Genomic DNA, 15,039 nt, shown 5'->3' with positions numbered 1-15,039 from the left:
TGGCTACCGAGATATGCATAAAAAAATAATCGTGACTTTCTGCTAAAACCCCCACAATCGATATAATCCTTCGGCGCTCTGCATATTGCTCACGAAATAAGAACAGTTGGGCGTCTGCTGAACGTGAATTCATCCCAAAACAACTCTTACGGCGTGCGCGAACTGAAAAACAAAGCCTGAGACGGGCACTGGCGCAATATGATTGATTCCGACAAGGAGGCTGGAACTCAAAGCCAAAGCATAGGCTACGTTATGTACTTGTAGGTTTATCGCTTTGCGCCTTTCCGCAAGGATCAACACTAAAAAGACCGATACAAAGACCTGCATCGACAACCAGCGGCTCCAATCTGTAGCGATTGGGTAGAGCATGAAAGGGGTTCCGGCACTAATCAAGTAAAGCGACCACTCGAACCACCCGTATAGGACACGGGTTGCTATCCACAAACAGGGCAATAGCAGCAGTGCTATCATCAACGAAACGACAGCCAGGTTAACCCGATCCAGCACGATAACCTTCACTGCTGAGGTCGTGTCTCCAAACCCATCTTCCAGCCACGGAAATATTCCTCCACACAGACGGTCCGTGAGCCCTGATGCTAACAACCGGCTGCACATTGCGTCGGTATCCGGCACACTGACATACACCACCGAAAACACAGCTGCTGCCAGCGAGATCAGACATAAGATCGCAATCGGCGCAATCGACTTTTGTTTACCAAGACGTAAATAGAGCGCAGTGCTTAACCCAGGAAGCAAAACCAAGTTGGCTTCGTGAAAAAAGACTGAACTACCGTAGATGATCACAACAACCACTACGCCCAGTGGGCCGCTGCTTCGAGGAAACAGCAGCGGTAAGAAGGACGCTAGACCCAACAATTCTTTGCGGTAAGCGGCTGTGGTGTCGTTGAGCCAAAATAGCACCAAGGCCGGGCTCACAAACAGGATCACGACCAAGTCTGGCATCCTCAGAGACAGGCCTTTGGCAAAGAGCAGCGCTATTATCAGTACCGTCAACGCAGCCTGCACTGCACTGACCAACAATAGCGGGCTCACACCAGACAGTTCAGACAAAAACAGGAAGATTTCGCCTGACATACCTCGGCGAACAATCCCGCTGGAGTAGTTTATCAACCAGTCCGCATGTTGAAATTCGCCCCCACCCGCTTGGGACAAATAAACAAGTCGGCGCAACAGGAGCAGTGTCGATACAAGAAAAACAAATCCAACCACTATCGCATTAGTGCGCTTTATCTCCTTCAGCATTGGGCACTCGCATTTTAACTTTAATAATCACTATAATATTGACCAGTATTTTTACGTATCTTGGACGCCAATGGACCCAAATGGTGTTCTGAAGCGGGTCTCGCTGCAAGAAATTTTAGGCTGGACCCGTTGTTTTCTGCTGTCATTTGTTGCACATCGCAGACATAATAAGTGGCTTTTATAGTAGATTGTTTCTAGTAAAGAGACGGTCACACATAGGCAGGATCATTCGAGCATTGTAGCTTCAATGTTGTCACAACATCGGCGATCTGGTGATTGACGACGTCTGTTCCTGGCACTGAACAGCGTCACTAAAAAGGCTTGCAGGTATCCTGCAAGCTGGTTTGGCCTCGACCCCCACACACCTAGTCGGGTGCAACTAGTAAGACGACCACACAGCCATTATACAACCGCATAAGCCTGAGGACGGAGTGATACATGAACAGCGATGACATTCGCTGATGATCTTTGTTGGCTTGAGTGGCTCCGATAGGAAGACCCACTATGGCTCGATCTGTTTTGGGCATATAATGAAAATCCGTACTGGGCGCCTACACCAGAACCAGGTTTGTCTGCCACACGCCGGTGAAAAATTGACCAAATGCGCGGATCGAAGCCGCAAAGGACGCGTGCTCTTTATGAGACCAGGGCCCACCTCAACATCGTCACTCCGCACCCCACACAGGATTTACTGCTTCTCTCGAAACCCAAATATCGCTTTGAATCTGGCCTTGCCTTTAACTCATTGACAAAAACTCAGAAGATACAAACAAAGGTTTAAGCCCATTTGAGCTATTATACGTCAGGCGTGAGATACGAAGTTTGAAAACATGCATATAGAACGTCTTGATATTCCCGAGATACAGCTAATCACTCCGCGACGTTTTGGCGATCACCGCGGTTTTTTTGAGGAAACGTACAATCGCGACAGCTTTGTCGACCGCGGCATCGAAACTGTTTTCGTTCAAGACAACCATTCTCTCTCCGGAACTGCAGGAACGGTGCGCGGCCTGCATTTTCAGGCGCCGCCCCGAGCGCAGACGAAACTCGTAAGATGTGGGCGTGGTCGGCTCTTTGATGTTGTTGTGGACATCCGCACAGGGTCTACGACCTTCGGGAAATGGGTCGGCGCGGAACTCAGCTTTGAAAATGGGCAGATGCTGCTGGTGCCCTCGGGGTTCGCCCACGGATTCATGACCTTGGAGCCTGATACCGAGATTGTTTACAAGTGCTCAGACACCTACGCCCCGGAAACAGAAGGCGCTATACGGTGGGATGATCCCGATATTGGAATAAATTGGCCTCTCGACATAGCCGAACCCAAAATATCCGATAAAGATAAAGCGGCCCCATTTTTGCGAGACAGTGGTTCCCCGTTTACGATTGAGGATAGTTGATGAAGATTTTGGTCACAGGCGGCGCAGGCTTTATCGGCTCTGCTGTGATACGACGCGCGATTGCCGATGGGCATTCGGTGGTGAATGTGGACGCCCTTACTTACGCCGCTTGCCCAGAGAATGTCGCGACAGTATCGCATTCGCCCCAATACGCTTTCGAGCATGCAGATATCAGACACGCGGATGCGATGTCAGATATTTTTAGCAAGCATAGTCCAGACGCGGTTATGCACCTCGCTGCCGAGAGCCATGTTGACCGTTCGATTGATGGACCTGCAGCTTTTATCGACACCAACGTGACCGGAACATACGTGTTGCTCGAGGCAGCGCGCGCCTATTGGGTGAACGCAGGCCTTCCTAAAGGTTTCCGCTTTCATCATATCTCGACTGATGAGGTTTTCGGCTCTTTAGGTGAGACAGGTTTCTTCACCGAAGACAGCCCCTATCAGCCAAATTCTCCCTACTCGGCCTCGAAGGCAAGCTCCGATCATCTCGTCCGAGCTTGGCGCGAGACCTATGGGTTACCGGTGGTGTTAACCAATTGTTCGAACAATTATGGCCCCTACCAGTTTCCCGAGAAGCTGATCCCTGTCGTGATCCTGAATGCGCTGGCCGGTAAACCGATCCCAATCTACGGCTCCGGCGACAACATACGCGATTGGTTGCATGTCGAGGATCACGCTGAGGCGCTATTGATCGTTCTGGAAAAGGGTCAACTGGGACGCAGTTACAATATCGGCGGTGAGAATGAGATGACCAATCTTGATCTGGTCAAAATGCTCTGCGCGATACTGGACCGTTTGAAACCGGGGAAAATGCCTTACGCCAATCTGATCACATATGTCACCGATCGCCCTGGCCATGATCGCCGTTATGCCATTGATCCGTCTCGCATTCGGGACGAGCTCAACTGGCGCCCATCCTACACACCCGAAACGGGTCTTGAACAAACCGTGCAGTGGTATCTGGACAATGACGCTTGGCTGGTCGCATTGCAGGCCAGAAACGGCGTGGGTGAAAGGCTTGGTATCGCACAATGAAAGTGCTTGTCTTTGGCCATGGCGGGCAAGTGGCAAATGAACTGCGCAGATGTGCTCAGAAAAAGGGCATCATGTTGGAATCTCTGGATAGGTTTCGGGCCGATCTGTCGGACCCTGCAGCCTGTGCAGAACTTATTCGCAACACAGACGCAAATATCGTCATAAACTCTGCCGCCTATACGTTGGTTGACAAGGCCGAAAGCGAGCCAGCGCTGGCCCAGTTGATCAACGGTGACGCACCGGGCGCGATGGCGCGCGCCTCGGCCGCGCGAGATCTGCCATTTTTGCACATCTCAACCGATTATGTTTTCGATGGGTCCGGTGAAGCGCCAAGGTCCATCGACGACACGACTGGTCCCTTAGGTGTGTATGGAGAAACCAAACTGGACGGAGAACGCCAAGTCGCAGAGGCCGGGGGGTGGTATACCATTTTGCGAACCAGTTGGGTGTTTTCCTCGCACGGTAAAAACTTTGTCAAAAGCATTCTGCAGCTGGCCGAAACCCGTGATAGCCTAACCATTGTTGCTGACCAGATCGGGGGACCAACCCCCGCTGCAGATATCGCCGAAGCTCTGCTTACGATCGCCACGAAAGCACCCAGCACCGAAGGCGGCCTATTTCATTACTCTGGCGCTCCGAACGTCAGCTGGGCTGGTTTTGCGCGCGAGATAGTATCGCAATCGGGATTGACGACGCGGATTGAGGAAATCCCGACAAAGGACTATCCAACCGCAGCCAAGAGACCATTGAACTCACGGCTCGATTGTTCTCTGATCAAAGACACTTACGGCATTCCTCAACCCGATTGGAAAACCAGCCTGACCCATGTCTTGGCCGAGCTGCAATCGACGGATGGATAGATTTGAAAGGACAATTTATGCAGCGCAAAGGCATTATTCTGGCTGGTGGATCTGGCACCCGTCTTTACCCAATCACAATGGCTGTCTCAAAGCAGTTACTGCCAATTTACGACAAGCCTATGATCTTTTATCCGCTCAGTGTCCTGATGCTGTCCAACATTCGAGAGATCGCAATCATTACAACGCCACAAGATCAGGAGCAGTTCCAACGCCTTCTTGGTGACGGCAGCCAATACGGTCTGTCCCTGACCTGGATCACGCAACCGTCGCCGGATGGTCTGGCGCAAGCCTATATCTTGGCCGAAGAGTTTCTGGCAGGTGCGCCATCGGCAATGATTTTGGGCGATAACATTTTCTTTGGCCATGGGTTGCCTGACCTGTTGAGGCTTGCCGATACACAAGAGCAAGGCGGCACCGTCTTCGCATATCGCGTTGCCGACCCCGAGCGCTATGGCGTCGTTGAATTCGACCCTAATCACAAAGCAATCGGCATCATTGAGAAACCCAAGGTACCGCCATCGCACTATGCGGTTACAGGTCTGTATTATCTGGATTCAGATGCGCCTAAGCGCGCCCGCCAGGTCCAGCCATCAGTTCGGGGGGAGCTTGAGATCACATCACTTCTCGAAACCTACCTGGCCGACGGAAGCCTGAATGTCCAAACCATGGGTCGCGGCTTTGCATGGCTGGATACTGGCACCCATGGATCACTATTGGATGCCAGTAATTTTGTGCGGACCTTGACCGAACGGCAAGGTATGCAAACTGGGAGCCTGGATGAAATCGCATGGGCGAATGGCTGGATCGATGATGCGGCGCTGGCCGAGCGAGCGACGCTGTTCGCAAAGTCCACCTACGGCGCCTATCTTGATTTACTTCTAAAATAGGAAGCGATCCAACCCAAAGTCATCAAGCGGCGGTTTGGTGGCCGAATAGTAGCCGAGCTCCGATTTGAGCTGCACTAGATCGGCGATATCGACATTATGTCAAATCTTAATCGTCCTATTGGAATGTTGTACCAGCTTTGAGCGTCACGAGTTTCCTCAGAACTCAACACTATTGGTTGGCGGCGTCAGGCCTTTTTTGGGAAAACTTGGCGAAATACTTTGTGGTTATTCGCTGGAAGCTCTTGTTACCTTGCTAGAGTAACATTTGGCAATGGCATCGGGTGTCGCCCGCTTGGGCTCAACGGTCCATTGCGGCGTATTCTCGCGATTGAAGCGCACCGCAATTGGGTTGGTTTTCTAACGGTTTGCGCGTTGACTGTTCGACCAACACTTTTGATGCGGTAGTCGACTTGCTGTCTGTCAATTTCGTGAGTTTCAGTGCCTGAACGGGCGCAGGTTCGATCGGAGTGCCGGCAATGTCACTTCGATCAGCGTCTAAGGTTATGGCCAGAGTCATCCGCGTAGCAGAGCGCCTAAGGCTTTGTAAGAAATACAACAATTGCCGCTCGCTTTTCAATCGCCTCGTCGATCCCAAACAATAAATTCTTGGTCTCGCGCGCGAAAACCTCAGCTGCTCCTCCATCCCCAATGGCGCTGCTGTTGATGGCTGGAACGGTTGGATTCGGTCTGAGGCGGCGCCTCCAGCATCAGCAAATCGCCTGGCTTGAACTTATCTCAGTTTTGCCGCAGAAAGTGCTGAATTGGCAAATTTGCGATTACGGGTACAAAGAGGTCGAATCGGACTGCGAAATGCAAACCAGCATAGCAAGCGTGCGTTCAAGAACTGACGATTGGCTACCTTCAGGCAGAGCTTAGAAATTCGGTACAACTAGAAATTGAGGGCCTTCTTCGTCTATGGACAATACCCATCAATCTGCACAATTGTGCTGCAAATGGGGCGAAAAAATGTCAGGCAGAGCAAAATCACGATTTGAGATGTTGCTAAAAACTGTTTAAACTAGTTCACATACTGAGGGCACAGTTTCGTAGTATGTCGTGTCTGTAGCGGTCCGTGTGTTGGAGGACAATTTTGTCCTGGCGGGTTGCAGCGTAAAGGTGAAGCCAGATTTGGCTTAAGGTTAAAGGTTGATATGTCTATTCAAGATACGAACATTCGCGCCGATGCCGGTACTTGTACTCCTGTAATTCAAGCTGGTCGGGCATCTGGAACTACAGCACAGCTCTATCGCAATGTATTCAAGCGCCTGCTCGACTTGGCTGTTGTTTTGATCGCTCTGCCAATCATAGCACCCACGGTACTGGTTCTTGCGCTTATTGTTGCGCGCGATGGCTCTAATCCCTTTTATGCACAGTCCCGTGTTGGTCGCGGCGGTCGGATTTTCAAGATGTGGAAGCTGCGCTCGATGGTACCGAACGCGCAGTTCATGCTTGAAGATTACTTGGCATCGAATCCGGCAGCACGCCGAGAATGGGACGAAAATCAAAAGCTGAAAAACGACCCTCGTATTACGTCTTTCGGTCACGCCCTGCGCAAAACATCGTTGGATGAACTGCCGCAATTGTGGAACGTCCTGAAGGGTGAGATGAGCCTGGTTGGACCCCGCCCGATGCTGCCAGAGCAGCAAGAGCTTTATCCAGGCAGTGCCTATTTCGCACTGCGCCCTGGTATGACAGGATCGTGGCAAGTGTCAGAACGCAACTCCAGCTCTTTCGCAAGCCGCGCCGAGTTTGACAGCTCCTACGACAGAAACCTGAACCTGAAAACTGATCTAGGTATCATGTACTCGACAGTTGGCGTGGTCGTCAGAGCAACTGGCATCTAAACGGACAATCCTCCTGCCGAGATACAGTCGACTCGCGCCAGCCTCAGTCATCTGCAGGCTAGAGCAATGCGCTTCGAAAGCTCAGATTGTAGAACATTCGGAAAACATAGATCAGCCACATTTATACTATAATTCTATTAGCAGACGCCTCGAAAGCGACACTTTTCCACTGTTCAATTGCCTCTCTATTACAATGTGTGGAATCGGTTGCCGCGAAGACTCAGAAATCTGGGATGCACGCACCACTTTCATTTTGTAATCTCTATGGCGCGACTTAAGATCAAACCGGTTTATTAATGGATGGTTCTACAGTGAGTATTTCTGCCAGGGACGGCGACATCGCAATCGTTGGCATGGCCGCGCATTTGCCCGGGGCGGCTTCTGTTGACGAGTACTGGTCCAACCTTCGGGATGGCGTAGAGTCTATTAACCAGCTTACCCGGGAACATCTGCTAGCCGCAGGCGAGACCCCACATCTGTTGGAACGGCCGGACTATGTACCTTATGCTGCGCCTCTGGATCGCTTCGAGGAATTTGATGCAGAATTCTTCGGTCTCTCCCCAAAAGAAGCCGCCATCATGGATCCGCAGCACCGCCAGTTTCTGGAGGTTGCCTGGGAAGCGCTGGAAAACGCCGGTCATCCGCCTGAGAACTTCCCCGGACCCATTGGGGTGTTCGCAGGCTGCGGCATGGGCAGCTATTTCTATTTCAATGTCTGCTCAAACCGGGATCTGGTCGACGATGTGGGCATGTTCCTGTTGCGCCACACCGGCAATGACAAGGATTTCCTGTCGACCCGGCTGAGCCATATCCTCGACCTCAAGGGGCCGAGTGTGAATGTGCAGACCGCATGTTCGACCTCGCTGGTCGCAACGCATTATGCAACGCAGGCTTTGTTGACTGGTGAGTGCGATATGGCGATTGCTGGGGGTGTTACGATCGAGCTCCCTCATAACAGAGGTTATGTTTATAAAGAGGGCGAGGTTCTCTCACCCGATGGCCATTGCCACGCCTTCGATCATCGCGCGCAAGGCACTGTTTTTGGCTCGGGCGCAGGCGCTGTCATTTTGCGGCGTCTGTCTGATGCGATTGAGGATGGCGACCATATCTGGGGCGTGATCCGCGGCACGGCGATCAACAATGATGGCGCGGCCAAAGCCGGGTACTTGGCGCCATCTGTGGATGGTCAGGCCGCCGCGATTTCCGAGGCCCATGTGATGGCCGATGTTCGGGCCGACACGGTGGATTATATCGAATGCCACGGCACCGGCACCTATCTGGGGGATCCGATCGAAGTGGCCGCGCTGACACAGGCGTTTTCGGAAACCACGCAGGAAACGGGCTTCTGCCGGCTGGGCTCGGTCAAGACGAATATCGGCCATCTGGACACCGCTGCCGGGGTGGCCAGCCTGATCAAAACCTCGCTGGCCCTGCATCACAAACAGATCCCGCCCAGCCTGGGCTATGAGAAACCCAACCCGGCCATCGACTTCGAGAACAGCCCGTTCCGGGTGAATGACACTCTGACCGATTGGGTCTCGTACAAGGGTCCGCGCCGCGCCGGGGTGAATTCTCTGGGCGTTGGCGGCACGAATGCTCATGCCATTCTTGAGGAAGCGCCTGAGCGGGCCGCATCCGAGCCGTCAGATTGGCCGTTTCAAATCCTTACGGTTTCTGCGCGGGGCAAGAAAGCGCTGGACGCCAACAGCGCAGCACTGGCCGCGCATCTGCGGGCCAATCCGGAACAGGATCTGGCCGATATCGCCTGGACCCTGAAAAACGGAAGACGCGGGTTTGAAAAGCGGCGCGTCATCGTCGCTGAAACCCATGAAGAAGGCGCCACGATCCTCGAGGAAAATGATCCACGTCGGGTGTTCACCCATACGGTGATCTCGGACGCGCCGGAGCATGTCTTTATGTTCCCCGGCGGAGGCGCTCAGTACGCCGGGATGGCGCGCGACCTTTATGAGACCGAGCCGGTCTTTGCCGATTGGATGGATCGGGGTCTGGATATCCTACAGGCCAAGCTCGACTATGATATCCGCGCGATCTGGCTGCCTGAACCCGGCCAGGAAGAGGCGGCGGATGAGCGGTTGAAGACGCCCTCGGTGCAGCTTCCGCTGATCATGATCACCGAATATGCGCTGGCGCAGCTTTGGATGGAATGGGGCGTTCAGCCCACCGCTCTGGTCGGCCATTCGATGGGCGAAAACACCGCCGCATGTGTGTCCGGTGTGATGTCGTTTGAGGATTGCATCGGTCTGGTGCATCTGCGCGGGCAGCTGTTCGATACGGTCCCCGCTGGTGGTATGCTGAGCGTCCCCCTGCCCGCCGATGATCTGCGGCCACTTTTGGGCGATGACCTTGATCTGGGTGCCGTGAACGCCCCCAGCCTGAGCGTTGCAACCGGACCTCAGGCGGCGCTGGACGATCTGGAGGACCGCCTGCGCAATCAGGGTGTCGACTGTCAGCGCATCCCGATCGATATCGCCGCGCATTCGCGAATGCTGGAGCCCATTCTGCAGGAATTCGGTGACTATCTGCGCTCGATCGAGTTGAAGGCCCCGCAGATCCCGTTCCCCTCGAACCGCAGTGGCAACTGGATCACCGAGGCCGAGGCCACGGACCCCGAATACTGGGTCGGCCATCTGCGCAACACCGTCCATTTCGCCGATTGCATCACCACGCTGTCCGAAAACCCCGAGCGTATCTTTATCGAGGTTGGCCCGGGCAAAGCGCTGGCTTCGCTGACCGGGCAGCATGACAAGGTGGATGCCAATCAGGTGATCGGCAGCCTGCGTCACCCGAATGATGACGTGGCTGACGATGCTTATTTCATGGCTATGCTGGGCCGGATCTGGGCCTTGGGCGGCGCGTTCGACTGGGAACAGATCTGGGGCGAGGCGAGGCGCAACCGGGTGCCTCTGCCCACCTATGCGTTCCAGCGCTCACCTTACTTCATCGAACCCGGCACGACACAGATCGAGACAGCCAGCCAATGGCTGATGCGCACCGAAGACCCCGCCGATTGGGGCTATCGCGTGGCCTGGACTCCGAAATACGCGGCCTGCGATGTGGATGTCACCGGCGATCTGTCGGAGGCGGCACAGGAAAGCTGGCTGATCTTTGCGGATGAGGCTGGGCTGTGTACCAACCTGACCGAGCGCCTGAAGCAAGCCGGTCACAAGGTGGTCACGGTCACGCCCGGCGATGCCTTTGCGCGCATCAGTGACGATCACTACCAACTGGCCCCCGAACGCGGGCGCGAAAGCTATGATGCGCTGATCCGCGATCTGGTTGCGCAGGAACGCATCCCAACCCGGATCGTGCATGGTTGGCTGCTGACCCAAGGTGAAACCTTCCGCCCCGGGGGCAGTTTCTTCCACCGCAATCTGGAGCAGGGCTTTTACAGCTTGTTCTTCCTGGCGCAGGCCATTGGGGACGAAGACCTGCCGATGCCCCTGCACCTCCATGTCCTCAGCTCAGGCGCGTTGCAGGTTCGGGATGAAGCCCTGCCCTATCCCGAGAAAGCCACGGTCACCGGCCCGACCCGCGTGATCCCGCGCGAATTCCCCGGCCTGACCTGTGCGCTGCTGGATATCGACCTGCCGCAAAGCGCGGGCAAACGCCGCGCGCCTGCCCTGCCCGAGGGGCTGACGGATCAGGTGATGGAAGACCTGCTGGCTCCGCCCGCCTCGTTCACGGCGGCGATCCGCGCGGGCAAGCGATTTGAACAGGGCTATCGCCCGCAGGCTCTGGCGGAGCCGTCTCTGGACGATCTGCCCCTGCGCGATGGCGGCACCTATCTGATCACCGGCGGTTTTGGCGGCATTGGCCTGACACTGGCCGAAGCGCTGATTGCCAGGGTGAATGCCAACATCGTCCTGCTTGCGCGTGGAGACCTACCACCACGGGACCAGTGGGAAACCGTGCTGAACAACTCGGCCCCGCAGGACAAAACGGCCCGTCGGATCCGCGCCATCAAAAAGCTGGAAACGGCCGGGGGCAAAGTGCTGCCGATGTCGGTCGACGTCAGCAACGTTGAAGAGATGCGCCGCTGCGTCGAAAGCGCCACGCAGGAATTCGGCCAGATCAACGGCGTAATCCATGCAGCTGGCCTGATCGACGATGCACCTATCATGACCAAGACCATGATGGAGATCGAAGATGTCTTTACACCCAAGATCCATGGCACGCAGGTCATCGACCAGATCTTTCCCGACGGATCGCTAGATTGGCTGGTTCTGTTCTCATCCAGTTCGACCGCAACGGCACCTGTAGGTCAGGTCGACTATGTGGCCGCCAATGACTACCTGAACGCCTATGCGCGCGCGCGTTCGGGCGACAAAACGCAGGTTGTGTCGGTCAACTGGGGTATATGGGCCGATGTGGGCATGGCCGCGGATGCGATGGAGGCTCGGACAGGCACCGCAGAGCCCGCGCCCGTAACCTCCGCAGACGTTCCGATGCTGGATCAGGCAAGCTTTGATGACGCGGGCAACCGCCTGCTGAGTGCGACTTACAACGCCCATGACCGCTGGTTCCTGAACGATCACCGGACCAAGGCCGGGCATGCTCTGGTGCCTGGCACCGGCTATCTGGAGCTGGCGTCTGAGGCACTGCGCGTGCAAGGCGAAACCGGTCCGTTTGAAATTCGCGACCTATATTTCCTGCGCCCCCTTGCAGTCTCGGACAGTGAAGATCAGCAGGTCCGTCTGCGCCTGCCACGCAGCGATGTAGGCTATGACCTAACGGTTGAGAGCGGGTCGGATGATGCATTTGAACTGAACGCCCAAGCCAGCCTGTCTCTGTTGCCGCTGATCGCGCCTGCACCGCTGGATGTGGCGGCCATCGCTGCCCGTTGCGGCCCGGCCCATCAGGCCGAAGGCGCGGGCCGTCTGCGATCCCCGCAGGAGGCGCATTTGAATTTCGGCCCGCGCTGGCGGGTGCTGACCTCAACCGCGCTGGGGCAGAATGAAGGTCTCGCTCATCTGGCGCTGCCGGAAGCACTGCAAACGGATATCGAGGCAGGCTACCACCTGCATCCGGCCCTGATGGATCTGGCTACGGGCTGGGCGATGGAGCTGATCGCAGGATATCAGGCCTCTCACCTGTGGGTGCCAGTCTCGTATCGCTCGGTCCGCGTTTATGCACCACTGCCCGCGCAGATTGTCAGTTGGGTCCGCAACGCAGGCGAAAACCGCGCCGAGGGCGAGGCCGCCAGTTTCGATGTCACCATCGCCGCCCCCGATGGCACGATCTGTATTGAGGTCGAGGGCTTCTCGATCCGCCGGATGGAAGATGCGGTGGATTTTGCCTTCACCGAGAACGCTCCAGCAATCACCTCTGAGGTCGACGCCCCGGCTCCCCTGTCCCCGGCCGAGGAACGGCTGCGTCACAACCTGTCTCAGGGTATTCCGGCCGCAGAAGGGGCGGATCTGTTCTTCAAGGCATTGGCCAGCGGGCAATCGCAGATCATCCTGTCCTCGCTGGATCTGGATGGGCTGATCGCGCAGGCCGCCGATAGCGGCGCATCCACCGAAAGCTCGGATCAGAAATTCCAACGTCCCGAGTTGGACTCGGATTACGTTGCCCCGGAAAATGACATCGAACGCCGCCTCGCCGGGTTCTGGCAGGAACTACTGGGCGTTGATGAGATCGGTGTCGAGGATAGTTTCTTCGATCTGGGTGGACATTCCCTGATCGCGGTGCGCTTGTTTGCGCAAATCCGCAAAGCCTATAATGTCGACTTCCCGATCTCGGTTCTGTTCGAGGCCCCGACCATCCGCAAATGCGCCGACCTGATCGCTGCCCGCGGCGTGCCGAAAGATGGCGGCGAGGGCGATGCGCCAGCAGCAGCCCCTGCGGCACCGGAACGCCGCTTTACCCATCTGGTGCCGATGCATTCCGGCGAAGGTGGGCCAAAGACTCCGTTCTTCCTGGTGGCGGGGATGTTCGGGAATGTGCTGAACCTGCGCCATCTGGCGCATTTGGTGGGCACCGATCGGCCCTTCTACGGCCTGCAGGCGCGCGGTCTGTATGGTGATGAGGAACCGCACCGCGATCTGCGCGAGGCCGCCAAGGACTACATCGCCGAGATGCGACAGGTACAGCCCTCAGGGCCGTACATGCTGGGCGGTTTCTCGGGTGGCGGTATCACGGCTTATGAGATCGCCCGTCAGCTAACTGAGGCTGGGGAAGAGATCGCGGCGTTGGTCATGCTGGATACGCCCCTACCGGTACGGCACCCGCTCAGCAAAGCGGATCGTTTGAAGATTCAGTTGCAGGAGATTCGGAACAAAGGCGCAAGCTACCCCATTCAATGGGCCAAGAACCGGATCGCTTGGGAGATCCAGAAACGCCAATCCAAGGAAGAAACAGCCGAGACCGGCCAGCAATTCCACGACACCGAGATCGAGGCTGCGTTCCTGGAAAGTGTCAACAGCTATCCTCTGCATCCGTGGAATGGCCCCCTGACCCTGTTCCGCCCGCCTTTGGTTGGAAAATGGGAGCTGGGGCCCGGTAAACTGGTACATCATGAGCGTTATTATCTGACGCATGACAATGACTGGACGCCCTGGGCCCCCAATATCGAAGTGTTCGAGGTTCCAGGCGATCATGACTCGATGGTGCTGGAGCCCAATGTGCGCGTCCTGGCCGCCCAGATGAAAACCTGTCTGGAAAATGCCGAGCGTCAGATCCCGCGCCCAGCCCTTCGGCAAGCGGCGGAATGACCATGGCTGATCCCAAACTCCTGACGGTTATTCTGAACTACAAAACGCCGGACATGACTCTGCGATCCGTCGAGGCCGCGCAGCTGGCGATGGAGGGGATCACAGGCGAGATCATCGTGGTGGACAATGATTCACAGGATGGGTCGTTTGAAACCATCGCTGCCCATGTTCAGGATCAGGGTTGGGACAAGGATAATCGTGTTCGGGTCATCCAGTCCGGTCACAATGGCGGCTTTGGCGCAGGCAACAACGTGGGCATTCGGGCGGGTCTGTCCGATGGCACGCGGCCCGACTATGTCTACATCCTGAACTCTGACGCCTTCCCGGCCAAAAACGCCATAAGCTTGTTGCTGGAGCACCTGGAAACAACACCCGAGGCTGGCTTCGCGGGCAGCTATATCCACGGCGAGGAAGGAGACCCGCATCTGACCAGCTTCCGCTTTCCTTCGATCGCAAGCGAGTTCGAAAGCAGTATCAACTTTGGCCCAGTTACCCGGTTGTTAAGAGACCGGATTGTGCCAATCCCTGTCCCGTCCGAGACACGTGCGGTTGATTGGCTGGCCGGGGCTAGCCTGATGATGCGGCAAAGCGTTCTGGATGAGATCGGTCTCTTTGATGAGCATTTCTTCCTGTATTTCGAAGAAACTGACCTGTGTCGCCGCGCCGCGCTGGCAGGGCATCGCACTGACTACGTGCGCCCGAGCGAGGTCATGCATATCGGATCCGTCTCAACCGGCATGAAAAGCTGGAGACGGGTGCCAACTTATTGGTTCGACTCCCGCCTGCATTATTTCGTCAAGAACCACGGAGCATTTTATGCCGCCTGCGCCACCTGCGTACATTTGACCGGTGGCTTCCTGTACTGGTTGCGCTGCTTAATCACCCGCAAGCGCAGTGGCGTCCCGCCTTATTTTTTGCGTACCCTGGCTTGGCATGACGTGTCAGCTTTCTTTCGTGCGTCACCGCACAACAAAAAGCAGGACACCGTGCCCAAGCCTGTCATTGGAGAGTAAC

At 55.8% G+C, this 15,039-nt stretch carries 9 protein-coding genes; 8 read left to right on the top strand and 1 reads right to left on the bottom strand.

Annotated features, from left to right (window positions below; translation table 11 throughout):
- Nucleotides 1-129: 129 nt before the first annotated feature.
- Nucleotides 130-1,263 (bottom strand): hypothetical protein, encoded by a 1,134-nt coding sequence (locus ACR0KM_RS06465; RefSeq protein ID WP_480821178.1) that lies wholly within the window; start codon nucleotides 1,261-1,263, stop codon nucleotides 130-132.
- Nucleotides 1,264-2,093: 830 nt separating this feature from the next.
- Here ACR0KM_RS06465 and rfbC point away from each other — a divergent pair.
- The 8 genes from rfbC to ACR0KM_RS06425 all read left to right on the top strand — a co-directional run bounded on the left by rfbC (nucleotide 2,094) and on the right by ACR0KM_RS06425 (nucleotide 15,038).
- Complete coding sequence (gene rfbC, locus ACR0KM_RS06460) at nucleotides 2,094-2,660, top strand: dTDP-4-dehydrorhamnose 3,5-epimerase (RefSeq protein ID WP_480821180.1); 567 nt, start codon at nucleotides 2,094-2,096, stop codon at nucleotides 2,658-2,660.
- On the top strand, nucleotides 2,660-3,700 hold the full coding sequence (gene rfbB / locus ACR0KM_RS06455; RefSeq protein WP_480858399.1) for a dTDP-glucose 4,6-dehydratase: 1,041 nt from the start codon (nucleotides 2,660-2,662) through the stop codon (nucleotides 3,698-3,700). Before rfbC ends, rfbB begins: the two co-directional genes overlap by 1 nt.
- Nucleotides 3,697-4,560 carry a dTDP-4-dehydrorhamnose reductase gene (rfbD, locus tag ACR0KM_RS06450; RefSeq protein WP_480858397.1) on the top strand — a complete coding sequence of 288 codons (864 nt, stop codon included), beginning with the start codon at nucleotides 3,697-3,699 and terminating at the stop codon, nucleotides 4,558-4,560. The genes rfbB and rfbD overlap by 4 nt, the downstream gene beginning before the upstream one ends.
- A gap of 17 nt (nucleotides 4,561-4,577) precedes the next feature.
- The gene (gene rfbA, locus ACR0KM_RS06445) at nucleotides 4,578-5,447 is read left to right on the top strand and encodes a glucose-1-phosphate thymidylyltransferase RfbA (protein ID WP_480858395.1); all 870 of its coding nucleotides are present in this window, start codon (nucleotides 4,578-4,580) and stop codon (nucleotides 5,445-5,447) included.
- Between the two features lie 648 nt (nucleotides 5,448-6,095).
- Nucleotides 6,096-6,323: a hypothetical protein gene (locus ACR0KM_RS06440; RefSeq protein ID WP_480858394.1), complete on the top strand. Its 228-nt coding sequence runs from the start codon at nucleotides 6,096-6,098 to the stop codon at nucleotides 6,321-6,323.
- A gap of 275 nt (nucleotides 6,324-6,598) precedes the next feature.
- Nucleotides 6,599-7,291: a sugar transferase gene (locus tag ACR0KM_RS06435; protein ID WP_480821190.1), complete on the top strand. Its 693-nt coding sequence runs from the start codon at nucleotides 6,599-6,601 to the stop codon at nucleotides 7,289-7,291.
- Between the two features lie 296 nt (nucleotides 7,292-7,587).
- The gene (locus tag ACR0KM_RS06430; protein ID WP_480858392.1) at nucleotides 7,588-14,025 is read left to right on the top strand and encodes a type I polyketide synthase; all 6,438 of its coding nucleotides are present in this window, start codon (nucleotides 7,588-7,590) and stop codon (nucleotides 14,023-14,025) included.
- 2 nt (nucleotides 14,026-14,027) lie between these two features.
- Nucleotides 14,028-15,038 carry a glycosyltransferase family 2 protein gene (locus ACR0KM_RS06425; RefSeq protein ID WP_480858391.1) on the top strand — a complete coding sequence of 337 codons (1,011 nt, stop codon included), beginning with the start codon at nucleotides 14,028-14,030 and terminating at the stop codon, nucleotides 15,036-15,038.
- The last annotated feature ends 1 nt before the right edge of the window (nucleotide 15,039 follow it).

This window comes from Ruegeria sp. G10 (assembly GCF_056533645.1).
Note: the sequence above shows the minus strand (reverse complement) of the source record. Positions and strands in the feature narration are given on the sequence as shown.